This window comes from Pseudomonas fragariae (ex Marin et al. 2024) (genome assembly GCF_059621105.1).
The window spans coordinates 2,073,437-2,098,698 of record NZ_CM184369.1 but is presented as its reverse complement, the minus strand read 5'-3'; the positions used below and the strand labels follow the sequence as shown (position 1 = coordinate 2,098,698).

General features: G+C 59.8%; 22 protein-coding genes and 1 pseudogene. 14 read left to right on the top strand and 9 right to left on the bottom strand.

Going from position 1 to position 25,262, the window contains the following annotated elements; all coding sequences use genetic code 11:
- Positions 1-9 precede the first annotated feature (9 nt).
- The 5 genes from xdhA (at position 10) to AC54XV_RS09315 (ending at position 7,698) form a co-directional block, all read left to right on the top strand.
- Positions 10-1,464 (top strand): xanthine dehydrogenase small subunit, encoded by a 1,455-nt coding sequence (gene xdhA, locus AC54XV_RS09335; RefSeq protein WP_058399256.1) that lies wholly within the window; start codon positions 10-12, stop codon positions 1,462-1,464.
- Positions 1,457-3,976, top strand: a complete 2,520-nt coding sequence (gene xdhB, locus AC54XV_RS09330) for a xanthine dehydrogenase molybdopterin binding subunit (protein ID WP_024641686.1) — start codon at positions 1,457-1,459, stop codon at positions 3,974-3,976. The genes xdhA and xdhB overlap by 8 nt, the downstream gene beginning before the upstream one ends.
- Entirely contained in the window at positions 3,973-4,812 is an 840-nt protein-coding gene (gene xdhC / locus AC54XV_RS09325) for a xanthine dehydrogenase accessory protein XdhC (RefSeq protein WP_024640636.1), read from the top strand. The genes xdhB and xdhC overlap by 4 nt, the downstream gene beginning before the upstream one ends.
- Positions 4,813-4,829: 17 nt before the next feature.
- The gene (guaD, locus tag AC54XV_RS09320; RefSeq protein WP_058399295.1) at positions 4,830-6,143 is read left to right on the top strand and encodes a guanine deaminase; all 1,314 of its coding nucleotides are present in this window, start codon (positions 4,830-4,832) and stop codon (positions 6,141-6,143) included.
- Positions 6,144-6,322: 179 nt separating this feature from the next.
- Positions 6,323-7,698 (top strand): IS3-like element ISPsy9 family transposase gene (locus tag AC54XV_RS09315; RefSeq protein WP_104722995.1). Its coding sequence is split into 2 segments (ribosomal slippage): positions 6,323-6,794 and positions 6,794-7,698, totalling 1,377 coding nucleotides; the frame shifts between segments, so codons are not numbered across the junction.
- A 246-nt stretch (positions 7,699-7,944) separates the two neighbouring features.
- On the opposite strand, the gene AC54XV_RS09310 is transcribed toward AC54XV_RS09315, so the two are convergent.
- The gene (locus tag AC54XV_RS09310) at positions 7,945-8,694 is read right to left on the bottom strand and encodes a GntR family transcriptional regulator (RefSeq protein ID WP_003397271.1); all 750 of its coding nucleotides are present in this window, start codon (positions 8,692-8,694) and stop codon (positions 7,945-7,947) included.
- 111 nt (positions 8,695-8,805) lie between these two features.
- Complete coding sequence (uraH, locus tag AC54XV_RS09305; RefSeq protein WP_024641044.1) at positions 8,806-9,159, bottom strand: hydroxyisourate hydrolase; 354 nt, start codon at positions 9,157-9,159, stop codon at positions 8,806-8,808.
- A gap of 398 nt (positions 9,160-9,557) precedes the next feature.
- On the opposite strand from uraH, the gene puuE reads away from it, so the two are divergent.
- The 6 genes from puuE to AC54XV_RS09275 all read left to right on the top strand — a co-directional run bounded on the left by puuE (position 9,558) and on the right by AC54XV_RS09275 (position 15,291).
- Positions 9,558-10,487: an allantoinase PuuE gene (puuE, locus tag AC54XV_RS09300; RefSeq protein WP_024641045.1), complete on the top strand. Its 930-nt coding sequence runs from the start codon at positions 9,558-9,560 to the stop codon at positions 10,485-10,487.
- Entirely contained in the window at positions 10,484-10,999 is a 516-nt protein-coding gene (uraD, locus tag AC54XV_RS09295; protein ID WP_024641046.1) for a 2-oxo-4-hydroxy-4-carboxy-5-ureidoimidazoline decarboxylase, read from the top strand. The genes puuE and uraD overlap by 4 nt, the downstream gene beginning before the upstream one ends.
- Positions 11,000-11,040: 41 nt before the next feature.
- Entirely contained in the window at positions 11,041-12,036 is a 996-nt protein-coding gene (alc, locus tag AC54XV_RS09290; RefSeq protein WP_024641047.1) for an allantoicase, read from the top strand.
- A gap of 293 nt (positions 12,037-12,329) precedes the next feature.
- Complete coding sequence (locus tag AC54XV_RS09285; RefSeq protein ID WP_496718426.1) at positions 12,330-12,842, top strand: ureidoglycolate lyase; 513 nt, start codon at positions 12,330-12,332, stop codon at positions 12,840-12,842.
- Between the two features lie 5 nt (positions 12,843-12,847).
- Positions 12,848-14,140 (top strand): urate hydroxylase PuuD, encoded by a 1,293-nt coding sequence (locus AC54XV_RS09280; RefSeq protein ID WP_496718424.1) that lies wholly within the window; start codon positions 12,848-12,850, stop codon positions 14,138-14,140.
- Between the two features lie 365 nt (positions 14,141-14,505).
- Complete coding sequence (locus tag AC54XV_RS09275; RefSeq protein WP_003423373.1) at positions 14,506-15,291, top strand: outer membrane protein OmpK; 786 nt, start codon at positions 14,506-14,508, stop codon at positions 15,289-15,291.
- A gap of 176 nt (positions 15,292-15,467) precedes the next feature.
- Here the strand turns inward: AC54XV_RS09275 and AC54XV_RS09270 are convergent, their stop codons facing one another.
- Together AC54XV_RS09270 and AC54XV_RS09265 are read right to left on the bottom strand one after the other, a co-directional pair.
- The gene (locus AC54XV_RS09270; protein WP_496718422.1) at positions 15,468-16,376 is read right to left on the bottom strand and encodes a DUF808 domain-containing protein; all 909 of its coding nucleotides are present in this window, start codon (positions 16,374-16,376) and stop codon (positions 15,468-15,470) included.
- Positions 16,377-16,522: 146 nt separating this feature from the next.
- Positions 16,523-17,029, bottom strand: a complete 507-nt coding sequence (locus tag AC54XV_RS09265; protein ID WP_003315203.1) for an Lrp/AsnC family transcriptional regulator — start codon at positions 17,027-17,029, stop codon at positions 16,523-16,525.
- A 186-nt stretch (positions 17,030-17,215) separates the two neighbouring features.
- Between AC54XV_RS09265 and AC54XV_RS09260 the strand changes: the two genes are divergently transcribed.
- A complete protein-coding gene (locus tag AC54XV_RS09260; RefSeq protein WP_002552793.1) occupies positions 17,216-18,232 on the top strand; it encodes a 1-aminocyclopropane-1-carboxylate deaminase in 1,017 nt (338 codons plus the stop codon).
- 51 nt (positions 18,233-18,283) lie between these two features.
- Here AC54XV_RS09260 and AC54XV_RS09255 read toward each other — a convergent pair whose 3' ends face one another.
- Positions 18,284-19,138: a LysR family transcriptional regulator gene (locus AC54XV_RS09255; protein WP_058822608.1), complete on the bottom strand. Its 855-nt coding sequence runs from the start codon at positions 19,136-19,138 to the stop codon at positions 18,284-18,286.
- A 74-nt stretch (positions 19,139-19,212) separates the two neighbouring features.
- On the opposite strand from AC54XV_RS09255, the gene AC54XV_RS09250 reads away from it, so the two are divergent.
- A complete protein-coding gene (locus AC54XV_RS09250; protein WP_032655312.1) occupies positions 19,213-20,145 on the top strand; it encodes a DMT family transporter in 933 nt (310 codons plus the stop codon).
- Between the two features lie 124 nt (positions 20,146-20,269).
- Here AC54XV_RS09250 and AC54XV_RS09245 read toward each other — a convergent pair whose 3' ends face one another.
- From AC54XV_RS09245 to AC54XV_RS09235, 3 genes and pseudogenes are all read right to left on the bottom strand, one after another.
- A complete protein-coding gene (locus tag AC54XV_RS09245; protein ID WP_371124565.1) occupies positions 20,270-20,974 on the bottom strand; it encodes a methyl-accepting chemotaxis protein in 705 nt (234 codons plus the stop codon).
- Positions 20,975-21,175: 201 nt separating this feature from the next.
- Positions 21,176-22,069: pseudogene (locus tag AC54XV_RS09240) on the bottom strand (methyl-accepting chemotaxis protein); the annotation flags it as partial.
- A 397-nt stretch (positions 22,070-22,466) separates the two neighbouring features.
- Positions 22,467-23,594 (bottom strand): saccharopine dehydrogenase family protein, encoded by a 1,128-nt coding sequence (locus AC54XV_RS09235; RefSeq protein ID WP_103359801.1) that lies wholly within the window; start codon positions 23,592-23,594, stop codon positions 22,467-22,469.
- Between the two features lie 154 nt (positions 23,595-23,748).
- Here AC54XV_RS09235 and AC54XV_RS09230 point away from each other — a divergent pair, with 154 nt between their 5' ends.
- Positions 23,749-24,264, top strand: coding sequence for a GNAT family N-acetyltransferase (locus tag AC54XV_RS09230; protein WP_003404381.1), 516 nt, complete (start codon positions 23,749-23,751; stop codon positions 24,262-24,264).
- Between the two features lie 43 nt (positions 24,265-24,307).
- Here AC54XV_RS09230 and AC54XV_RS09225 read toward each other — a convergent pair whose 3' ends face one another.
- Positions 24,308-25,177, bottom strand: a complete 870-nt coding sequence (locus AC54XV_RS09225; RefSeq protein WP_496718417.1) for a TauD/TfdA dioxygenase family protein — start codon at positions 25,175-25,177, stop codon at positions 24,308-24,310.
- Positions 25,178-25,262 lie beyond the last annotated feature (85 nt).

Below are 25,262 nucleotides of genomic sequence, written 5' to 3'. Positions count from 1 at the left end.
CTTTGCGCCGTGATTCAGTTCCTTTTGAACCAAGAGCTAAAAACCGAGCGCAGCCTGAATCCGAACATGACCGTGCTGACCTACCTGCGTGAGCAGGCACACAAGCCCGGTACCAAGGAAGGTTGCGCCAGTGGTGACTGCGGTGCCTGCACCGTCGTGGTGGGCGAGTTGCACAGTGACACCGACGGCGAGCAAACGCTGCGTTATCGCAGCCTCAATTCGTGCCTGACGTTCATGGCGTCGCTGCACGGCAAGCAATTGATCAGCGTCGAAGACCTCAAGCATCAGGGGCAGTTGCACAGCGTGCAGAAGGCGATGGTCGAGTGTCATGGCTCGCAATGCGGCTTTTGTACCCCCGGCTTTGTGATGTCGCTGTTTGCCCTGCAAAAGAACAGCAGCGAAGCCGATGCCCATCAGGCCCACGAAGCCCTGGCCGGCAACTTGTGTCGTTGTACCGGTTATCGCCCTATTCTGGCCGCCGCCGAGCAGTCTTGCGCGCAGCGCCTGCCGGACCAGTTCGATCAGCGCCAGGCGCAAACCGTCGAACGCCTGCGCGCCATCGCCCCGGCCAGCACCGATGAACTGAATGACGGCGAAAAACGCTGCTTCATTCCGCTGACCGTGGCGGATCTGGCAGACCTCTACGACAGCCATCCACAGGCGCGCCTGCTGGCCGGCGGTACCGATCTGGCCCTGGAGGTCACGCAGTTTCACAAACAGTTGCCGGTGATGATTTACGTCGGACACATCGATGAAATGAAGGGCGTGAAGCGTTTCGATGACCGCCTGGAGATCGGTGCGGCAACCCCGCTGACCGATTGCTATGCAGCACTCAAGGCCGAATACCCGGACTTTGGCGAGTTACTGCAGCGCTTCGCCTCGTTGCAGATCCGCAATCAGGGCACGCTGGGCGGCAACATCGGCAACGCCTCCCCCATCGGCGACTCCCCGCCGCTGCTGATCGCCCTCGGTGCGCAGATCGTGCTGCGCAAAGGCAACAGTCAACGCACCCTGGCGCTGGAAGACTATTTCATCGACTACAAGGTCACGGCCCGCCAGGAAAGCGAGTTCATCGAAAAGATCATCGTGCCCACTGCCTCTTCGCGACAGATTTTCCGCGCCTATAAAGTCTCCAAACGGCTGGATGACGACATCTCGGCGGTCTGCGCGGCTTTTCGTCTGACCCTGGAAGGCGGCGTCATCCACGAGGCTCGCGTAGCGTTCGGTGGTATGGCAGCGATTCCCAAGCGTGCAGCGGCCTGCGAACAGGCGCTGATCGGGCAACCATGGAGCCATGCAACCGTCGAGCGCGCCTGCGCGGCACTGAGCGAGGACTTCACCCCACTCTCGGATTTCCGGGCGAGCAAAGAATACCGCCTGTTGAGTGCGCAAAACCTGCTGCGCAAGTACTTCATCGAGTTACAGACCCCAGCCGTTCCAACGCGGGTGACTGACTATGTCTGAGCATTCCTCAAACAGCACCCAGGCGGAGATGCTGGCGGTATTTCAGCAGGGTCTGAACACCGGCGTGGGCCGCAGCGTCAAGCACGACAGTGCCGACAAACACGTGTCCGGCGAAGCGGTGTACATCGATGATCGCCTGGAATTTCCCAACCAGTTGCACGTGTACGCACGCCTTTCCGACCGCGCCCATGCGCGCATCGTCAGCATCGATACCTCGCCCTGCTACGCCTTCGAAGGTGTACGCATCGCGATTACCCATCAGGATATTCCGGGGCTCAAGGACATCGGGCCGTTGCTGCCCGGCGACCCGCTGCTGGCCATCGACAAGGTGGAGTTCGTCGGGCAACCGGTGCTCGCCGTGGCGGCTCGCGACCTGGACACTGCACGCCAGGCGGCGATGGCGGCGATCATCGAATACGAAGACCTGCAACCGGTGCTGGATGTGGTCCAGGCCCTGCGCCAGAAACACTTCGTGCTCGACAGCCATACGCACAAGCGTGGCGACTCTGCCGCTGCGCTGGCGCGCGCAACCCACCGCCTGCAGGGCAACCTGCACATTGGCGGCCAGGAGCATTTTTACCTGGAAACCCAGATATCCTCGGTGATGCCGACCGAAGACGGCGGCATGATCGTCTATTGCTCGACCCAGAACCCCACGGAAATCCAGAAACTGGTGGCCGAGGTGCTGGGCGTGCCAATGAACCGCATCGTGGTCGACATGCGCCGCATGGGCGGTGGTTTTGGCGGAAAGGAAACCCAGGCGGCCAGCCCGGCCTGCCTGTGCGCAGTGATCGCCCGATTGACCGGCCAGCCCACCAAGATGCGCCTGCAACGTTTCGAAGACATGCAGATGACCGGTAAGCGCCACCCGTTCTACATCGAGTACGACGTGGGTTTCGATGATGACGGTCGTCTGCAGGGTATACAGCTGGATCTGGCCGGCAACTGCGGCTATTCGCCGGACCTCTCGGCGTCCATCGTCGACCGCGCCATGTTCCATGCCGATAACGCGTATTACCTGGGCGAAGCCACCGTCAACGGCCACCGCTGCAAGACGCACACCGCGTCCAACACCGCCTACCGGGGCTTCGGCGGCCCGCAGGGCATGGTCGCCATCGAAGAGGTCATGGACTGCATTGCACGTTTCCTGGGCAAGGACCCGCTGCACGTGCGCAAGGCCAACTATTACGGCAAGACCGAGCGTAACGTCACCCACTATTACCAGACGGTCGAACACAACCTGCTGGAAGAGATGACCGCCGACCTCGAGCAAAGCAGCCAGTACGCCGAGCGCCGCGAAGCGATTCGTGCGTTCAATGCCGGCAGTCCGGTTCTGAAAAAAGGCCTGGCGCTGACGCCGGTCAAGTTCGGCATCTCGTTCACCGCCAGCTTTCTCAATCAGGCCGGTGCGCTGATTCATATCTACACCGACGGCAGCATCCACCTGAACCATGGCGGCACTGAAATGGGCCAGGGCTTGAACACCAAGGTCGCGCAGGTGGTCGCCGAGGTGTTTCAGGTGGACATCGAGCGCATCCAGATCACCGCGACCAACACCGACAAGGTGCCGAACACCTCGCCGACTGCGGCTTCGAGCGGCACGGACCTGAACGGCAAAGCCGCACAGAATGCCGCTGAAATCCTCAAGCAACGGCTGGTGGAGTTTGCTGCCAGGCACCATCAGGTGAGCGAAGCGGAGGTCGAATTCCGCAACGGCCATGTGCGGATCGGCGAGCTGTTCCTGCCGTTCGCCGAACTGGCGCAATTGGCATGGATGGGCCAGGTGTCGCTGTCGAGCACCGGCTATTACAAGACGCCGAAGATTTTTTACGACCGCAGCCAGGCGCGTGGTCGGCCGTTCTATTACTACGCCTTTGGCGCAGCCTGCGTGGAGGTCATCGTCGATACGCTGACCGGCGAATACAAGATGTTGCGCACCGACATCCTGCACGACGTCGGCGCGTCGCTGAACCCGGCCATCGATATCGGTCAGGTCGAAGGCGGCTATATTCAGGGCGCCGGCTGGCTGACCACCGAGGAACTGGTGTGGAACGACAAGGGCAAGCTGATGACCAGCGGCCCGGCGTCCTACAAGATCCCGGCAGTGGCAGACATGCCGCTCGATCTGCGCATCAAGCTGGTAGAGAACCGCAAGAATCCGGAGGACACGGTGTTCCATTCCAAGGCCGTCGGCGAGCCGCCGTTCATGCTCGGCATCGCCGCCTGGTGCGCCATCAAGGACGCCGTGGCGAGTCTGGGCGACTACCGTCATCAGCCGAACATCGACGCCCCGGCAACACCGGAAAAAGTGCTATGGGGCTGTGAACAGATGCGCCAGAACAGCGCTGCGCGTCGCGCATCCAGCGAAGGCGCCGAGCCGATTGTTTCTGCCTCTTCGCGGGTAAGTGAAGCTTCGCCAGGCTCGCCTTCACCTATTCAGGATGCCCCCGTGGGAGCGAGCTTGCTCGCGAAGGCGCCTGGCCTGGATCACTCTGTCCTGGAGCAGAAATGAACAACTGGATCAGCGCCCTGGCCGAGCTGCAGGCCCGTGGAGAACCCGGCATTCTGGTGACGATCATCGAGGAGCTGGGCTCCACGCCACGTAATGCCGGATCGAAAATGGTGGTCTGCGCCGAGCACATCCACGACACCATCGGTGGCGGCCACCTGGAATACAAGGCCATGGAAATCGCCCGCGAGATGCTTGCCAGCGGCACCCGGCAGACGCGCCTGGAACGTTTCAACCTGGGTGCAAGCCTGGGCCAGTGCTGCGGCGGCGTGAACGTGCTGTTGTTCGAACCGATGGGCGAGCCCGTCGCGCAGATCGCCGTATTCGGTGCCGGTCATGTCGGCCGCGCGCTGGTGCCGTTGCTGGCCAGCCTGCCCTGCCGGGTACGCTGGATCGACAGCCGTGAGCAGGAATTCCCCGAACAGATGCCCGAGGGCGTGACGAAGATCATCAATGACGAGCCGGTCGACGAGGTCGCGCAACTGCCGGTCGGCACCTATTGCATCGTGATGACCCACAACCATCAGCTGGATCTGGAACTGACAGCCGCCATCCTCACGCGTGGCGACTTTGGTTACTTCGGGCTTATCGGCTCGAAAACCAAACGGGTCAAGTTCGAACATCGCTTGCGGGAACGCGGTTTCGACGCCAGTCTGCTGCAACGCATGCGTTGCCCGATGGGCCTGGCCGAGGTCAAAGGCAAGCTGCCCATCGAGATCGCGGTGTCGATCGCCGCGGAAATAATCGCCACTTACAATGTCAGCTTTGGCCAACACACCGCCAACGCCGAACCTATCGCCAGACTGCTGCCTGCATCGCGCCGCAGTCAGTCGCAATGAGTTACAACGAGAGTGCCATGAGTTCAGTTTCCCGCCGTAAAGCCTACCGCGCCGCCATCGTTCACAGCCTCGCCGACCCGGCCGAAGTGGCGCTGGAAGCATCCTATGAATACTTTGCCGACGGCTTGCTGCTGGTCGAGGACGGCAAGATCGTTTCGGTGGGTCACGCTGCCGATCTGCTGGAGCGGCTCGCCGACGATGTCGAGCTGATCGAATACACGGACGCACTGATCACACCGGGGTTCATCGACACCCATATTCACTTGCCGCAAACCGGCATGATCGGCTCCTACGGCGAGCAATTGCTGGACTGGCTCAACACCTACACCTTCCCCTGCGAAAGCCAGTTCGCCGACCCCGCGCATTCGGCGCAGGTGGCCGACATCTTCATCAAGGAGCTGCTGCGCAACGGCACCACCACGGCACTGGTGTTCGGCAGCGTGCACAAGGCATCGGTCGAGGCGTTTTTCAGCGCGGCCCAGGCACTTGATCTGCGCATGATCGCCGGCAAGGTGATGATGGACCGCAATGCGCCGGATTATCTGGTCGATACGCCAGAATCCGGGTATGCCGACAGCAAGGCACTGATCGAACGCTGGCATGGCAAAGGACGTTTGAGTTACGCAGTGACGCCGCGATTCGCGCCGACCAGCAGCCCGGAGCAATTGAGTCTGGCTGGCCAGTTGCTCACCGAGTATCCCGGCCTGTACTTGCAGACCCACATCAGCGAGAACCTTCAGGAGATCGAGTGGGTCAAGGCGCTGTTCCCGGAGCGCAAGCATTACCTGGACGTCTACGATCACTTCAACCTGCTCGGCGAGCGCTCGGTGTTCGCCCATGGCGTTCATTTGTGCGACGAACAATGCGCCCGACTGGCGCAGACCGGTTCGGCGATTGCCTTCTGCCCGACCTCCAACCTGTTTCTGGGCAGCGGCCTGTTCAACCTGCCGATGGCCGAGAAGCACAAGGTGAATGTCGGTCTGGGCACCGACGTGGGCGGCGGCACCAGCTTTTCGATTCTGCAGACCCTGAACGAGGCCTACAAGGTCATGCAGATGCAGGGCGCACGGCTCAATCCGTTCAAATCACTGTACCTGGCAACGCTGGGCGGCGCGCGGGCGCTGCGTCTGGAAGACAAGGTCGGCAGCCTGAAGCCCGGCAACGAGGCCGACTTCCTGGTGCTCGACTACAACGCCACCCCGCTGCTGTCGTATCGCTTGAAGCAGGCGAAGACTATCGAAGAGATTCTGTTCGTGCTGATGACCATCGGTGACGACCGGACGGTGAAGCAGACCTGGTCGGGTGGGCGATTGGTGCATGACAGAGGCTAGCACCTCGTTCCTCACGCCCCAGCGTGCCAAGAGGACGCAGAGCGTCCGGAACGGCATGACGACGCGGAGCGTCGCACGATAGTTGAATTACGACGCAGAGCTTCAGCACGAAGTTAAGATTATCGTTCCCCACGCTCTGGTGTGACCCCCGAAGGTTGGATGCAACCTTTGGAGGCGTCATGGGTAAATATACAGAGCAGGCAAAACTCGCAGCCGTGAAAGAGTATTGTGCCGGCAAGGCAGGTTTGAGGGATGTTGCGCGTCGCCACGATGTGGACTTTTCCTGCCTTCGTCAGTGGGTCGCGGCTTATCAGATCCACGGCCCAGCCGCTCTTAAAGAGAAAAGGCGGCAGCGTTACAGTGACGAATTCAAGCTAGCTGTTTTGAAGCGCATGCATGATGAGCGATTATCACTGCGCCAGACAGCGGCCTTGTTCGATATCCGTCAGTTCGGCATCATCAATCTATGGCAGCGCCTTTTTGACGAAGGTGCTCTTAACGCATCCTCAAAGCCCCCTAAGAAAGTTGGACGCCCAAGAAAGATGACGACGCCCCTTCCCCCTGTGAACTCCGCTCCGATCAACGATGAATCGCGCTCGCGTGACGAGTTGCTTGCCGAGGTGAAGCAACTGCGGATGGAGGTCGATTATCTAAAAAAGCTCGATGCCTTGGTTCAGAAGAAGCAACGAATAGCGCAGCAGAAAAAGCGCAAATCGTGATGGAACTGAGGCCTTTACATTCTCTGGACGGCCTGCTGAAGTTTGCCGGTCTGGCACGCAGCACTTTTTACTATCAACAAAAGGTACTGCTGGTAGATGACAAATACGCCGGGCTGAAAGACCTGATTCAGGCAACTTTCTACGAGCACAAGGGCCGGTATGGCTATCGTCGCATCACGGCAGCTTTGCGCAGGGCGGGCCATCTTGTGAACCACAAGACGGTGCAGAAACTAATGGGGCAGCTAGGCCTGAAGAGCCTGATACGCGTGAAGAAATACCGTTCCTACAAAGGCGAAACAGGCAAGGCCGCGCCTAACCTGCTAAAGCGTGATTTCAAAGCGCAATACCTTAACCAGAAATGGGCCACCGACGTGACCGAATTCAAAGTAGGAGGCCAGAAACTTTATCTGTCGCCGATCATGGATCTGTACAGCGGCGAAATCATTTCCTATGCGATTGCCAGGCGCCCGCTGTACTCCATGGTCGACGAAATGCTTGAAGGAGCATTTAAGCGGCTTGGACCGCATGAAAAGCCGATTTTGCATTCCGACCAGGGCTGGCAATATCGGATGCCTATTTACCAGCGACTGCTCAATGAGAATTCGATCGCAGCCAGCATGTCGCGCAAGGGTAACTGCTACGACAACGCGGCTATTGAGAGCTTTTTTAGCACGCTGAAATCCGAATTTTTCTACCTGAACAAATTTAACGATCTGGATGAGCTTCAAGCGGGTATCGAAGAGTACATTGAGTATTACAATCACTCACGCATAAAACTGAAGCTTAACGGCCTGAGTCCTGTGGAATACAGAATGCAGGCCGCCAAGGCAGCGTAGGTGGATAATTGTCCAACCTTCGGGGGTCACACCACTCCAGCGTGGGAATGCAGTTCACGACGCTCTGCGTCGTCAAGAGGACGCGGAGCGTCCGGAACGGCATGCCGACGCTCTGCGTCGCACGATAGTTGAATTACCGACGCAGAGCTTCAGCACGAAGTTAAGATTATCGTTTCCCACGCTCCAGCGTGGGAATGCAGTTCACGACGCTCTGCGTCGTCAAGAGATTGAATTATCCAGACACCCTCAACGCACCGGCTTTTTCCGGCCCATGACGTGCGAGAACACCGCATGCAAATCATCCGAGGCGCTGTCTTCGTCAAGGTTGAGCTTGCTGTCGATGTGGTCCATGTGATGCATCATCAGTTCGACGGCCAGCGCTGCATTGCGGGCTTCGATGGCGTCGATCAGCTGGTTGTGCTCATCGTAGGAACAATGCGTGCGATTGCCGGTTTCGTACTGGGCAATGATCAGTGAGGTCTGCGACACCAGGCTGCGCTGGAAGCTGATCAGCGGCGCGTTCCTCGCGGCCACGGCCAACTGGAGGTGAAACTCGCCGGACAGACGAATACCGGCGCCCCGATCACCGCGAGCAAAGCTGTCGCGCTCGTCGCTGACCATCTGGCGCAGCTCGGCCAGTTGCTCGGCAGTGGCGTGCTCGACCGCCAGTTCAGTGATTGCCTTCTCGATCATGCGCCGCGCGAAAAACACCTGACGCGCCTCTTCGACGCTGGGGCTGGCAACCACCGCACCACGGTTGGGGCGCAACAGCACGACGCCCTCATGGCCCAACCGCGACAGGGCGCGACGAATGATGGTGCGGCTGACACCGAAAATCTCGCCCAGCGCCTCCTCACTCAGTTTGGTGCCCGGCGCCAGCCGCTGTTCCAGAATGGCATCGAAAACATGTTCGTAAACGACATCGTCCTGCGTGACGTTACGGCTTGAGCCAAGGCTGCGCGGCTGTTTCTTGAGAGGCAGGGACTGGTCGTTCATGGGCACTCGTGCGCAGGTGGATGGCGGCGTCGGGACTGGCGCATTGTACACAGGGCAAAAGCGCAGATACGCGCAAAAAAAAGCCCGCAGTGTGGGGCGGGCAAGAGGTATTCAGCTGCCCCTGTACGTCGAGTAGCTGTACGGCGAGATTAACAGCGGCACATGAAAGTGTTCCTGACCTGCATCAATGCCGAAGCGCAGCACCACCTCATCGAGAAAGGCGGGCTCATTCAGGACCACGCCCCGCGCGCGGTAATAATCGCCAGCCTTGAAGTGCAACTGATAGACGCCGGATTGATAGGCCTCGCCCTGCAGCAGGGGTGCATCGCAACGCCCATCGCTGTTGGTGAGGAGACTGACAATATGCAGCAACTGCTGGTCTTCGACCCGGTACAACTCGATGCGGATGGCGCTGCCCGGGCAGCCGTGAGCGGCGTCCAGTACGTGTGTGGTCAATTTTCCCAAAACTTCACTCCTCACATCCGGCCATGGTGACGCAGTGCACCAATGAAGTGCTCTACATCGTGCGATTGCGACCGATTAAGACACTTTCGGGAAAAGCTGTACACAATAAATTCCTGATCGACCAACAGCCCGTATTCAAGAGGCTGGCTGGGCACGGGATGGGCCGGACTTTGAGGAAGCAGAGGAAAAATATCAGGTTTTTTACGATTAGCTGACCAGTCAGGCAGGTTTCTTGCTTGTTTTACTCTTGCCGAGACGCTTCGGTGCAGAAACGTACAGGGTTACAAGCTGAAAATAAAATTGTATACAATCTTGACCCAGCAATGCCTCGACCGCGCCTGGCATTGCACCTGACTTAACGCAACCAACGCACCCCATGGACAAGAAGGAAGCTTGCAGTGAGCGCTGACTACCCACGCGACCTGATCGGTTACGGCAACAACCCGCCTCACCCACGCTGGCCGGGCAATGCGCGCATTGCCTTGTCTTTCGTGCTGAATTACGAGGAAGGTGGCGAGCGCAATATTCTGCATGGCGACAAGGAATCAGAAGCCTTTCTGTCCGAGATGGTTGCCGCGCAGCCACTCCAGGGCCAGCGCAACATGAGCATGGAGTCGCTGTACGAGTACGGCAGCCGCGCCGGTGTGTGGCGCATTCTCAAGCTGTTCAGACAGTTCGATATCCCCCTGACCATTTTCGCCGTGGCCATGGCCGCGCAGCGTCACCCGGAGGTGATCCGCGCCATGGTCGCCGAAGGTCATGAGATCTGCAGCCACGGCTATCGCTGGATCGACTACCAGAACATGGACGAAGCCCAGGAACGTGAGCACATGCGCCAGGCGATCCAGATCCTCACCGAAATCAGTGGCGAACGGCCGCTGGGCTGGTACACCGGGCGCACCGGCCCCAACACCCGGCGCCTGGTCATGGAGGAAGGCGGTTTTCTTTATGATTGCGACACCTACGACGATGACCTGCCGTACTGGGAGCCGAACAACCCGACCGGCAAGCCGCATCTGGTGATTCCGTACACCCTGGACACCAACGACATGCGTTTCACCCAGGTGCAGGGCTTCAACAACGGCGAGCAGTTCTTTCAGTACCTGAAGGATGCGTTCGACATGCTGTATGCCGAAGGCGAAGACGCGCCGAAGATGCTTTCCATCGGCCTGCATTGCCGCCTGATCGGCCGCCCCGCCCGCCTCGCCGCACTCAAGCGTTTCATCGAGTACGCCAAAGGTCATGAGCAAGTGTGGTTTACCCGTCGTGTCGATATCGCCCGGCACTGGCACACTGAACATCCGTTTACCGGCAAGGCCGAGCAATGAGCACGTTCAAGACACTGACACCTTCAAGCCTGGGCCGGGATGCGTTCATCGCGGCCTTTGCCGATATCTACGAACACTCACCGTGGGTCGCGCAGCAGGCGTTCGACCAAAGCACAGGCGCGCAACTCGATCAGGTCGAGACCCTGCATGCGCGCACGAGCGCGATCCTGCTGGGTGCCACTCACGAGCAACAACTGGCACTGATCAATGCCCACCCGGACCTGGCGGGCAAGGCTGCCGTTCGAGGCGAGCTGACTCAGGCCAGTACCGATGAACAGGCCGGCGCCGGTATCCACCATTGCACGCCTGAGGAGTTCCAGCGCTTTACCGAGCTGAACGAGGCTTACAAGGCCCGCTTCGGCTTTCCGTTCATCATGGCGGTCAAGGGCAGCGACAGGCATAAGATTCTGGCGGCGTTCGAGCAACGCATTCACCACTCGCTCGAGGCCGAGTTCGCTTGCGCCCTGGCCGAGATCAACAAGATCGCACTGTTTCGTCTACAGGCGCTTTGAGCGTCGCAGTCATAACCGTATTCAGAAGGCAGACAAAGAGCATGAAAGTTTACGCCGCACCGTTCGAGAAGTTCGTGAACCTGGCCGACGCGCGTCTGGGCACCAAGATCCTTTCGGTCACCGATGACTGGTTCGCCGACGCCAACCGGCTGTTCCAGCCGACCCCGGCCGTCTGGAAAGAAGGTGTGTTCGACGACAACGGCAAGTGGATGGACGGCTGGGAGTCACGCCGCAAGCGTTTCGAAGGGTACGACAGCGCGGTGATTCGCCTCGGTGTGGCGGGAACCATCAAGGGTGTGGACATCGACACCTCGTTTTTCACCGGTAACTTCCCGCCTTCCGCATCGCTGGAAGCGTGCTTCCTGGCGTCGGGCGAGCCCGATGAAAACACCGCCTGGACCGAAGTGCTGCCGTCTGTGGAGCTGCAAGGCAACAGCCATCATTACCATGAGATCAGCAGCGATCAGGCGTTCAGCCACCTGCGCTTCAACATCTACCCGGACGGCGGTGTCGCGCGTCTGCGCGTGTACGGCGTGCCGCATCGCGACTGGTCGAAAGTCAGCGCGGACGAGCAGATCGATCTGGTTGCAGCACTCAATGGCGGCCGATCGATTGCCTGCTCCGATGAACACTACGGCAGCATGAGCAACATCCTCAACCCTGGTCGCGGCGTGAACATGGGCGACGGCTGGGAAACCGCGCGGCGCCGCACGCCCGGCAACGACTGGGTGATCGTGGCGCTCGGGCACAAGGGTGAAGTCGAAAAAGTCATCGTCGATACCCTGCACTTCAAAGGTAACTACCCGGACAGTTGCTCGATCCAGGGCGCCCTGGTCAAGGGTGGCACCGACAGCCAGATCGAAACCCAGAGCCTGTTCTGGCGCGAGTTGCTGCCCAGCCAGAAGCTGACCATGCACGCCGAACACGAGTTCGCCGAGCAGATCAAGGCGATCGGCCCGATCACCCACATCCGCCTGAACGTATTCCCGGACGGTGGCGTGAGCCGCCTGCGAGTGCTGGGCAAGGTGGCCAGGTAACAACGCATAAACTCTCGTTCCTACGTTCGGCGCTCATCATATACATAAGTCCTGGAGCGCCCTGAATAAAAGGCTGCCAGGCTTCTGCCCGAAGGGCGTAGGAGCGGACCGGGCGACGCTTCGCTTGTTCGCGAAGACGGTGTTTCAGACGACGCATTTTTGGAGAATGTACCGGCCCTTTCGCGAACAAGCGAAGCGTCGCCCGGTCCGCTCCTACGGCCTCCGGCCAGAATCCAAAGCGGATTTGTGTATAACGATGAGCGCACCCTGAAAACCATTGAAGAAGAACCCGCATGCGCAAACTGATAATCGAGCCACTGACCAAGGAAGCCTTTGCGCCATTCGGTGATGTGATCGAAACCGACGGCAGCGATCACTTCATGATCAACAACGGCTCGACCATGCGCTTTCATCGTCTGGCTGACGTGCAGACCGCGCAGCCCGAGGACAAGGCGATCATCAGCATCTTCCACGCCGAAGCGCTGCCGATGCCGTTGACCATCGGCATGCTGGAGCGTCATCCGCTGGGCAGTCAGGCGTTCGTGCCGCTGCTCGGCAACCCCTTTCTGATCGTGGTCGCGCCGGTTGGCGATGTGCCTGAATCAGAGGCGACCCGCGCCTTCGTGTCGAACGGCAGGCAGGGTGTCAATTACCATCGCGGCGTCTGGCACCATCCGGTGCTGACGATCGAAAAGCGGGATGACTTCCTGGTGGTTGATCGCAGTGGCGAAGGCAACAACTGCGACGAGCATTACTTTGCCGAGAGCCAGTTGCTGGTTCTCGATCCCCACCCACTGGAAGGGTAAACACCGTGCTGGCACATATGATGGAATGGCTGAATCTGGGCGTGCGCTGGATTCACATGATTGTCGGCGTCGCCTGGATCGGCGCATCGTTCTACTTCGTCTGGCTGGAGAACAACCTCAACCGCAGCAACCCGCGTGAAGGCCTGTCGGGTGATCTGTGGGCGATCCACGGCGGCGGCATCTACCACCTGGAGAAGTACAAGCTCGCACCACCGACCATGCCGGAGAATCTGCACTGGTTCAAATGGGAAGCCTATTCGACCTGGCTATCAGGGGTCGCGCTGTTGTGCGTGGTGTTCTACGCCAATCCGACGCTGTACCTGCTGGCCCCGGGCAGCAGCCTGAGTGGCGCCGAGGGCGTGCACATCGGCCTGGGTTCGTTGTTCGTCGGCTGGTTCATTTACAGCTTTCTGTGTGACTCGCCACTGGGCAAGCGCCCTGCCCTGTTGGGCGTGGTCCTGTTCGTGCTGCTGGTGGCGGCGGCGTACGGGTTCAGCAAAGTATTCAGCGGTCGCGGTGCCTACCTGCATGTGGGCGCGATCATGGGCACCATCATGGTCGGCAACGTGTTCCGCATCATCATGCCGGCCCAGCGCGCGCTGGTGGCCGCCATTGCCGAGAACCGTACGCCGGACCCAAGCCTGCCGGCAAAAGGCCTGTTGCGTTCACGACACAACAACTACTTCACCCTGCCCGTGCTGTTCATCATGATCAGCAATCACTTTCCAAGCACCTACGGCAGTGAGTACAACTGGCTGATTCTCGCCGGCATCGCGCTGCTGGCCGTGCTGGTGCGCCATTACTTCAATACACGACACAACAGCCATCGATTCGCCTGGACCCTGCCGGTCGCGGCACTGGGCATGCTGTGCCTGGCGTATGTCACCGGCCCTACGCAACCGCCAGCCAAGATCGTCTATCAGCCACTGCCCGGTACGGCGGTCGGCGGTCATCGGGCTGATGAGCAACCTGCGCAACCCGCCGCTGCGCCTGCCCAGGCAGCGCCTGCTCAGCCCGAGCCTGCCAAGGTGGCAGGTGCAGACTTCAACAAGGTGCACGACGTCATCCGGCAACGTTGTTCGGTCTGTCACTCGGCCACGCCTACCAGCCAGTTGTTCAGCGTCGCTCCGGCCGGTGTGATGTTCGATACGCCTGAACAGATCCAGCAACAGGCGCCGCGCATCAAGGCGCAGGCAATCACCGCGCCGATCATGCCGCTGGGCAATATCACCCAGATGACCCAGCAGGAACGTGATCTGGTAGGCGCCTGGATCGATCAGGGCGCACACATCAACTGAGGCAACGGGCATTGCCCTGTTTTCGCTCCGGACGCCCTGCTCTGGAGCACTTGAGCACGGCGACGCGAGTCAGTATCCTCCGCCGCCGCTGCCAACGCGCCCCTCTCTTTGCCGATAGCTGAACCTGACCGGGCGGCCCACTGGCTGAACGGCACTCAGAACGCTGCCCATTGAAAAAAATGACCTGAAATCGACACCTGGATATCGATTTGAAGGGTTACTTAAACTTTTTTTCACTGATTGGCGCAGCTCTTGCTAACAACACAAAGCTGACCAGACAGACAAATTATTGCAACCACCGACAAGGCGTCACGCATAGAACGCCAGTCCGAAAAAATCACGATCTACATCAAGGGGCTCACCGCATGAACCGTACGATTTCCAGTGCATTACTGGCCAGCAGTCTGCTGGCTGCTGCACCCGCCATGGCAGGTGATATCTTCCAGTGGCAGAGTAATAGCCTGACCTATCTCAATGGACGAGACTTTGCTGTCAACCCGGAAAATCAGCAGACCTTTACCTTTGAGCACGCGGACAGCTGGAAGTACGGCGACAACTTCTTCTTCGTCGACAAGATCTTCTACAACGGCAAGAAAGACGCTACCGCTGGCGATAACACCTATTACGGCGAGTTCTCGCCACGCCTGTCGCTGGGCAAGATCTTCGGCCAGAAGTTCGAGTTCGGGCCGATCAGCGATGTGTTGATTGCCGCAACTTACGAGTTCGGTGAGGGCGATAACGAGTCGTACCTGATCGGTCCGGCGTTCGACTTGAAGATCCCGGGTTTCGACTACTTCCAGCTCAACTTCTACCAGCGCCAGACCGAAGGCAATCGCCCGGGCGACGGCGTGTGGCAGATCACTCCGGTGTGGTCCTACACCATTCCGGTGGGCAAATCGGATGTGCTGATCGACGGTTTCATGGACTGGGTGGTCGACAACGACAAGACCTCGCGTGGCACTTACCACTCCAACCTGCACTTCAACCCGCAGATCAAGTATGACCTGGGCAAGGCATTGAATTACCCGGAGCGGCAGCTGTACGTGGGTATCGAATACGACTACTGGACCAACAAATACGGCATCAAGGACACCAGCTCCTTCGACACCGATCAGAACACCGCGAGCTTGCTGGTCAAGGTGTTCTTCTAAGCACGTTGTTTGACGGTGATGACGCTCACTCCGGAATTCTATGGGAGCGAGCTTGCTCGCGAAGGCGGTGTTTCAGCCACCCTTCGGTTGGCTGTACCAACCCCTTCGCGAGCAAGCGAAGCGTCGCCCGGCTCGCCTTCACGGCCTTGGATCAGAAGTGTGGATGACCGCCTCAATCACTCCTTCGCAGCTTTCCAGACCTTGCCAATCAGCGTCACGACCAACACCAGCACGGCACCGGCAATGATCCCGGCGAGCGCATCGATCAGGGTCGGGACGATCATCGACAGACCGCCTACCGCCCCGGCTGCCGCTTCGGTCACGCCTTCGACCCAATGATGAGCGAACGGCAGGCCGTGGACCAGAATCCCGCCGCCGACCATGAACATCGCAGCCGTACCGACGATCGACAGCACTTTCATCAACACCGGTGCCAGCCACAGCAGGCCGGCACCGATCTTTTGTGACGCCGAACCTGCGCTTTTCTTCAGGTACAGGCCCAGGTCATCGAGTTTGACGATACCGGCCACCAGCCCGTAGACACCGACGGTGATCAGCACTGCGACGATGACCAGCACACCGACCTGATCCATGAAGGGTCTGGCCGAGACCACACCCAGTGCGAGCACGATGATTTCCGCAGAAAGAATGAAGTCCGTGCGAATCGCGCCTTTGACGCGCTCCTTTTCAAGCGCCACCATGTCCACGGACGCATCCGCCGACGCCTGCTTGCGCTGCTCATGCTCTTCGCCGGTTTCGGGATGCAGCCATTTATGGGCGATTTTCTCGAAGCCCTCGAAGCACAGAAACGCACCGCCGATCATCAGCAACGGCAGAATCGCCCAGGGTGCGAAAGCACTGATCAGCAACGCTGCCGGAACCAGAATGGCCTTGTTGAGCAGCGACCCCTTGGCCACGGCCCAGACAACCGGCAACTCGCGATCCGCCGAAACACCGGTGACCTGCTGGGCATTGAGCGCCAGATCATCACCCAGCACACCCGCTGTCTTCTTCGTGGCCAGCGCCACGTCATCGAGCAGCGTCGCAATATCGTCAAGCAGGGTAAGCAAGCTTCCAGCAGCCAAAATGAAAATCCTTGAGCAAGTAAAAAAGAGAGAGGCACTGATTGAATCATGCGCCAGAGTCAATCGTGTGGCAGTCAGTAACTCCGACCTTGGTCAGACGTGAACGTTTGACGCTGCATGCAGCAAACAGGCCACGCCGAAACCCGTCAGAGAGGTAATTGTGTCGTGGAAACAACCTGACGCAGCCCCATGAACGAACGGATCTGCCTGACACCGGGCAAGTACAGTAACTGTTCAGCGTGCAGCCGGTTGAAGCTTTGACTGTCCCGGGTGCGCAGCAACATGAAGTAGTCGAACTCGCCGGTGACGACATGAAACTCCATGCAGCCGGAAACCTTCTGCGCGGCGGCTTCGAATTGCGCAAATGAATCCGGTGTCGAGCGGTCCAGCACGACACCGATCAGCACCACCATGCCCGCGTCCAGAACATCGCCATTGAGCAGCGCCACCACGCCCTTGATCACGCCCGCCTCTTTCAGCCGCTCGACGCGCCGCAGGCACGCAGGCGGACTCAGTTTGACCTTCTCGGCAAGTGCCACATTGGAAATGGACGCGTCACGTTGCAGGGTCTTGAGGATGGCGCGGTCAATCCTGTCCAGCAGCGGCGTTACATCGGCACCGGACTTTTTAGTGCGTTCATTTATTGCTTTCATAATGAAAATCACACAATAAAAGTCTGTTTAGTTGTATTCAGGCTAACGCTTATTTTGTAGATAGACAATTCTTTGCAACCACGATTATTCGCAGTTTTCCTATGATGGGAGCCATGCCGGGCCGCTCGATAAACACATCGAGGCCCACCTTCAATGCCCGGATCAACTCATCAACGGAGACCCGATATGAACCTGAGCAAGTTCAAGCGCTACCCTCTGACCTTCGGCCCCTCGCCCATTACCCCACTGAAACGCCTGAGTGAGCACCTGGGCGGCAAGGTCGAGTTGTATGCCAAGCGCGAGGATTGCAACAGCGGTCTGGCTTTCGGCGGCAACAAGACCCGCAAACTGGAATACCTGGTGCCGGAAGCCATCGACGGCGGCTACGACACACTGGTATCGATCGGTGGCATCCAGTCCAACCAGACCCGTCAGGTGGCAGCCGTAGCGGCGCATCTGGGCATGAAGTGCGTGCTGGTTCAGGAGAATTGGGTCAACTATTCCGACGCGTTGTACGACCGGGTCGGCAATATCGAGATGTCGCGCATCATGGGCGCCGATGTGCGCCTGGATTCGGCAGGCTTCGATATCGGCATTCGTCCGAGCTGGGAAAAGGCCATGGCCGACGTCGAGGAAAGCGGCGGCAAGCCGTTCCCGATTCCTGCGGGCTGCTCGGAACATCCGTATGGCGGCCTGGGGTTCGTGCGTTTTGCCGATGAAGTGCGCCAGCAGGAAGAAGAGCTGGGCTTCAAATTCGACTACATCGTGGTCTGCTCGGTGACCGGCAGCACTCACGCAGGCATGCTGGTGGGCTTCGCTGCCGATGGCCGGGCACAGCGTGTAATCGGTATCGACGCGTCGGCGAAACCGGAAAAGACCCGCGCGCAGGTCCTGCGCATCGCTCAGAACACTGCAAAACTGGTGGAGCTGGGCCGCGAAATCACCGCCGAAGACGTGGTGCTCGACACCCGCTACGCCTACCCGGAATACGGCCTGCCGAACGATGGCACCCTCGAAGCCATCCGCCTCTGCGCCCGCCTGGAAGGCGTGTTGACCGACCCGGTCTACGAAGGCAAATCCATGCACGGCATGATCGACATGGTGCGCAACGGCGAATTCCCCGAAGGCTCGAAAGTGCTCTACGCCCACCTGGGCGGCGTGCCGGCGCTGAATGCCTACAGCTTTCTGTTCAAGGACGGTTGAGCCGAAAGCGTTCCTGCAGTCGATAACACACTTCGGCTGCAGTGTTCCCGGCTAAACCCGAAAATACTTCTGCAGGGCCTGCGCCAGCAGGCTCACCGCCTCGTCGTTCTGTGACGACGGCGAGCGCAGGAAGACGATTTCGTGCTCGGGTATTTCAGGCAGGTCATCGAGAATCTGCATGGCTTGCGTGACCCCGCTCCGATCGATGAGGCTGATCGCCAGGCCCGCTTCCACACAGGCCTTGATCGCCTGATTGGACGGGCTTTCGAGGACTACACGGATTTTGCGGCCATTGTCTTTGAGTGAGGCCAGCATGGCTTCACGATAAGGACATTGCGCTGCGTGAACGGCCAGCGGCACCGGGTCAGCGGATGCCAGTGCAACGCTGGCCGGCCCGACCCAGACCGGCTTGGTCGATACCAGAAACTGCGCATCAGCACTCAGCTGCCCTTTGGGTTGCGCGATCACTGCTGTCTGCAACTTGCCACGCGCAACCTGCTCGCGCAGGGCGTAGCTGGGTGCGGATTTCAACTCCAGCACGACATTGGGCCACGCGGCCGCGAACACTGGCAGGATGTCGCGAATGACATGCACGGCGTACTCATCCGGAACCCCCAGCGTGATGCGTCCGGCCAGATGAGTGCCTTGCAGATCCGCCAGCACCCGGTCGTGCGTGGACAGCAGCTCTGTCGTCGACAACAGCAGGCGCTTGCCCAGCGCCGTCAGCGACACTGCCTGGTTGTCCCGATTGAGCAAGCGCCCGCCTGCCACGGCCTCAAGGCGCTGGATATGCACACTCACCGCTGCCGGGCTTTTATGAAGTTGCTCGGCGGCTGCGGAAAACTTTCCTATCCGCGCCACCGCATGAAAGGTGCGCACCAGTTCGATGTCGAGAATGGCCGTCATGATTCAGAATTCCTGAATAACTCATGCAGTTAATTTTGATTTATTAGACTACGCCGGTTTCGTAACCTGTGTCCATGAACCCATACCTGTCGATTGCTCCGAGCGTCTCGCGGCCTGCCTGGCACCAGGCCATTCCTCTGCCCCTGCTGGAAGCTGCGCTGGTTCTGACCTGGAGTTCGGGCTTCGTCGGCGCACGCTTTTCCCTTGACCACGCGCCGCCGCTGCTGGTGGTGTTCTGGCGTTGTGTGGTGGTCACCCTGATCCTGCTGCCTTTTGTCGCCAGGCAACTGAGGTCGATCCCGGCTGCCACGCTGCTGAAAAACGCAGGTATCGGCCTGCTGGCCATGACCGGCTACGTCGCCGGGGTCACGCAGGGCATTGCGCTGGGTGTGCCTGCCGGCCTCGCTGCGCTGTTTGCCGATTTGTTGCCGATGGGCATGGCACTCCTGGCGGCAGTAGTGCTCGGCCAACGGCTGGCCTGGCCAATCTGGGCGGGACTGTTTGTCGGGCTGATCGGTGTCGTGCTGGTGACCTACAGCGCGCTGGCGGTGGGTGACGCACCGCTGTGGGCCTATGGCCTGCCGCTGCTGGGTATGTTTTCGCTGGCCATCGCGACGCTGTGGCAGAAACAATCCGGTACCGCGCAACCCATGGCACTGCTGCCCAACCTGTGGCTGCAGTGCGCTGTCTCCAGCGTCGCCTTCGCGATCATTCAAGGCACACAGGGCAGCCTGGCGCCTGTAGCCAGCACCGGCTTTGCGCTGAGCGTGCTATGGACCGTGGGGCTGGCAACCCTGGGCGGGTACGGACTGTATTGGGTGTGTCTGCGCCGCGCGTCAGCCACCCGCGTCGCCAGTGTGCTGTACCTCAGCCCACCGGTGACGATGCTCTGGGCCTGGGCGATGTTCGACGAACCGCTGTCCTGGCAGATGGCGTCAGGCATGGCGGTGTCAGGTATCGGCGTGTGGATGGTGGTGCGGGCGGAACAACGGCAGTCGGCCTCTTGATGGGGTCAGGAGGCCGACTTTGCTTAGGCTCTGCACGAAAAGTGGCTGCGCTCGGTGATGCTTCGTTAAAAACAGGCTCGCCAGACCTTCGCTCGCCGACTTTTCGTACAGAGCCTGGCGCAGATTAAATCTTGAAACGCGCGACCATGCTCTGCAAATCGCTGCCCAGACGGGCCAGCTCGACGGTCGATGCTGCGCTTTGCTCGGTGGCCGAAGCGGACTGATCGGCAATGTCGCGAACACTGAGTACGCTGCGGTTGATTTCTTCGGTCACCGCGCTCTGTTGCTCGGCCGCGGCGGAAATCTGCTGACTCATCTGTTCAATGGTGCCAATGGACTGGTTGATTTCCACCAACGCCTGTTCAGCCTGACGAGCCAGTACCACGGTGCCTTCAGTGCGCTGCAGGCTGGCGTCCATCAGGCCCGAGGCGGCGCCTGTACCTTTTTGCAACGCCTGGATCAGCGCTTCGATTTCGGTTGTGGAGTTCTGCGTACGCTGAGCCAGCGAGCGGACTTCGTCAGCCACCACGGCAAAACCGCGACCCTGCTCGCCTGCCCGTGCAGCCTCGATGGCTGCGTTGAGCGCCAGCAGGTTGGTCTGCTCGGCGACCGCCTTGATCACGTCAATCACGCTGCCGATTTTGCCGCTGTCTTCGGTCAGGCGCTGCATGGCTTCACCCAGTTGCTGTACTTCACCGGCCAGTTGACCGATTTCGCGCGTGGCATGCTGCACCACACTGCTACCGTGCGCGGCGCGCTCGCTGGCCTGCTTGGCGGCTTGCGAAGCGTCTTCGGTGTTGCGCGCCACTTCCTGTACGGTAGAGGCCATTTCGTTCATGGCGGTGGCGACCTGATCGACTTCGTTTTTCTGCAGGGTGACACCCGCGCTGGTCTGCTCGCTGACCGCAGACAACTGCTCGGCCGCCGTGGCGATCTGCGTCACACCGTTGCCGATGCCACCGATCAGACCGCGCAGCGAAACGGTCATGTGTTGCATGGTGTTCTGCAGCAGGCCCAGTTCGTCCTGGCGGGTGGTGCTGCTGTCATGGGTCAGATCACCGTCGGCAATACGGCGCGCCGCAATCACGGTGCTGTTCAACGGCACGGTAATCTGACGCGTGATCAGGAACGCAGCAAAGATGCCGACCAGCAGCACGACCAGCGCTACGCTGAGCAATTGCACCACAGCGGTTTGTTGTTCTTTCTGGGCACTGATGACCTGCAGCGCCGCCAGATCATCGGCACGGGCTGCGGTCGCTACGGATTGCTGTTGCAGGTCATTGCGGATCTGCTCGGTCTGCTGAAGCATGTCCGAAATCGACGTCATCAGCACCTTGTACTGTTTCAACGCCACCAGCGCGGCATCCACTGCGGCATTTGCCTCGACAGGCAACTGGCTGCGAGCGGCATCCACTTGCGCAATCAGGGCGTCGGCGGCCTTATAGGTGGCCTGACGGTTGTCGGCATTCGGAACGCTCAGGTAGCGGCGAAACACCAGACGGAAATTGGTCATGCCGTTACGCAGGTCGCCAGCGATCTTGACCTGCCTGATGCCGGTTTCATTCGGCGCGCGCAAGGTGTCGTCAATGGTCTTGTTCAGCAGATTCTCGAAGGTCGCGCTGACGTCATCGGACACCTTGATGATCGGTTTCAACGCTTCATCGACTTTCTGATTGATGCCGACCAGCTGGTCGAACGTCTGCTTCAGACCGCCCACCTGCTCCTTGATCTCGCGCAGCTTGGCCAGGTTGCTCGAGATCACGAACACCTGCAGGCCCTGATCGACACTGCGGCTCAAGGTATCCAGCGCGCTGGCGTAATTCTGCACACCTGCGGCGGTAGGGCCGGTCGCATAGGCTTGCGCAGCGATCCGGGCATTCAGAACGTCAGCCTTGATCTCGGCGACCTTGCTGCTTTTGCCCATGCGCTCGATCAGCAGGTTGGTGCTGGAGTAACCGATCACGGTAACGGTCAGTACCCCGAGCAAAATAGCGGCAAAGCCCAGCCCGAGCTTCTTGCTGACTTTCAGATTGTCCAACCATTTTGCGCTCATTACGTGTGTGCCTTTAATTTTTCCGGAATACCCGTGAGTCGGCGCTGAAAGAGTTAACTTGATAGTTAATGTGTCTGGAATAACGGACCGGTCGAGAGAGAGGACCTCACACCCCATGAATTACGGGCTCAGGGATCGATGATTAAGATTTATTTAAGTTGTCTGAACAGAATTTTCCGATGATTGGTGCCGCAGAAAACAGCAAAAAAGTGCCACTAAAAAGCCACGTCAGCAGCCTGTACGGAGCCATCGGACATCTGCAGCAGTGTCAGACGTTATGGTTCTTGAAATGAATATCCAGCCGGATGTTTTCCGGCTCATCGATTGCCGCCAGGTACTCGTCCGCAGTGATTTCTCCGACGCAGGCCCGAGCGCCCGGTTGTGGACGATAGCCACCGGCCATTTTGCTGCTCAGCGCGACGGCGGCACTGCCGGGAATCTCCGGCCCCTTGTCGTTCAGTGCAGTCAATTGCGCACGCATGTGCAACGGCTGGCCGCCGAGGTCGAGGCCATCGACATCGATGTACATCGCGCTCTTTCGATCACCCCAGTGTTCAAAGCGCGCGCCCCAACGGTACAGGCGCTCGGCCCACGGCGCAGGATCGCGCAGCAGCCCGCAGCGAATCGCCAGCGCCAGCAGCCAGGTCGCGATGCCGCCGGCCTTGAGCGCGGAACCGGCCTTGAAGCTCAGGTTCTGCGCGGCGTAGCGTGTCGCGAATACATCCAGGTCCGGGACGTCGACATTGGCCACCAGCCGCGTGCCCATGCCGTGCATCCGGCGCAGGGTCAGGCCCATCCAGCCGTAAACGTCGTGGACCTTGCCGTTGCGCAGTTGCCTGATCGGTCGTCCGGCATTGGCCAGTACGCCGCGCACGGTCGACAGACCGGGCATTTTTGCTGCCGAGGAGATGCCATGCTCTATGGAATCGATGCGTAGAAAACGCTGCCGATGCTGATCGATGATGGCCGCCGAAAGCGTCGGCACCGAACTGCACCCGCTCAACACGCTGACACCTGCTTCGCGCGCCTGGGCATCTAGGGTGGCGATACCGGCGACAAACGCCCGGCAATCGGCCAGGTCGCAATAATTCACGCCCGCCTCGATGCAATGCCGGGCCACGGCATACGACTGCCCCTGAAAAGGCCCCGCGGTGTGAATAAGCAGATCAATGCCCAATTCACCCAGCTCAGTGCCCGCGCCGTCCTGCATGATGTCCACGCACCAGCTCTCGCAGAACCTGCCCCCCAGCGTTTGCAGTGCGGCGACCTTTTCCGCCAGCTTGCGCGGGTCACGACCGGAAATGACCAGATCGATGTGCGGCATCATCACCAGATGATTACAGATGAGGCTGCCGAAGTTACCGTAGCCACCGATGACCAATACGCGAAATGCCATTGACTCGTCCCTGACCTGCCGAAGGATATGACCCTGCCTGGTTGCGTCACGATTACCGTGAGCAATGGCGATGAAATGCGCGTGCATTATTGATCATTGACCGCAGGCCGAGTACAAAACCCTGTGCCTTTTTTGATTGTCCCGGGAGCAACGGATGCTGGAACTACACACCGAACGACTTTATCTGCGAACCCTGCTCGCCAGCGACTGGCCACTGTTTTTGAGGCTGCATTCCGAGCCCGAGACCATGCGCTACGTATTCGGAGAAATCGAAGAGGCGCAGATCCGTAAAGGCTTCGATCATCGCCTCCCCGAGTGGACGCCGGCGTCCGATCACTGGCTGTGCCTGGTGGTCACAGACACACAAAACGATGCAGAGCTGGGGGTCAGTGGCTTTCGCATCCTGTCGCCGGGTCATGCCGAAGTGGGCTGTCTGTTACTGCCGGAACATCAAGGCAAGGGCTTCGGCACCGAGTCACGCCGGGCAATCATCGACTACGCCGCTGCCATCGGCCTGGATTCACTGGAATCGACCGTGACCGACGGCAACATCGCCTCCTGCAAGGTCCTGGAGAAATGCGGCTTCACCTTCGAGCGCCGCGTCCCGCAGGCCTATCAGATCGGCGATCAGTGGTTCGACGACCTGATATACCACCTGCCACTGCGCTGATGAAGCAGCTGAACGGTGTTCGCCGGTCAATCCGCAAGTGCCTTCAGGCCTGAGGCCGCCCTCCGAGAATCGTCACCCGCTCGCCATGGCGCGAGTGCGGGAAGTAATCCCACACCGCGTGATGCTGGGTGCAACGGTTATCCCAGAACACCAGCGTGTTCGGTTCCCAGCGCACGCGACAACTGAGGCAAGGTTCGCGGGCGATCAGCTCGAACAGCATACTCAGCACGGTGCGGCTCTCGCCGGGCGAGAGTTGCACGATATGCGAGGTGAACCCGGAATTGACGAACAGGCTGCGGCGTCCGGTTTCAGGGTGGCGAACCACCACCGGGTGCTCGCTTTTCGGGAGGCCGGGAGGTGGCTGATAGCCCTTCCACGGAATCTCGCCATCGTGAATGGCTGTCAGCCCGCCGAGAAACTGCTGCATCGCCGGCGAGAGCATTTCAATGGCCAGGTGCATGTTGGCAAACAGCGTGTCGCCGCCGGTGCCGATGGCGGGTGTCTCCTTGACGTGCAGCATCGAGCCCATCGACGGCTCCAGATCAGCGGTGCCGTCGGTGTGCCATAGCTCGCCCGCAGCGAAACGCGATTGGGCGTTGGCGCGCACCACGACCAGTTCCGGGTCATCGCTATCGATGCTGTCCACCGGCAAGGCGCGCAACGGACCAAACAGTCGGCCGAATGCCTTGTGCTGCTCGACCGTCAGGTGCTGGTCGCGAAACACCAGCACGTGATTTTCCAGAAAGGCCCGGCGGATTTCCGTCAACTGCTCCGCACTGAGTGGCTGCGACAGATCGACACCGCCGACCTCGGCACCGATGATCGGTGTCAGGCGGTTGACCGTGATGCTCTGATACGGCGCACGCACGGCGCCTGCGATGCCTTCTATGGCCTTGAGTGCCATTTGATCCATGATCCCTCACCTTCAGGTTGTTGGCATGGCTGGTCACCATGCCCGTGGTTCGTCTGCGGGGACTTCAGCCCCGCCTGAAAAGCCT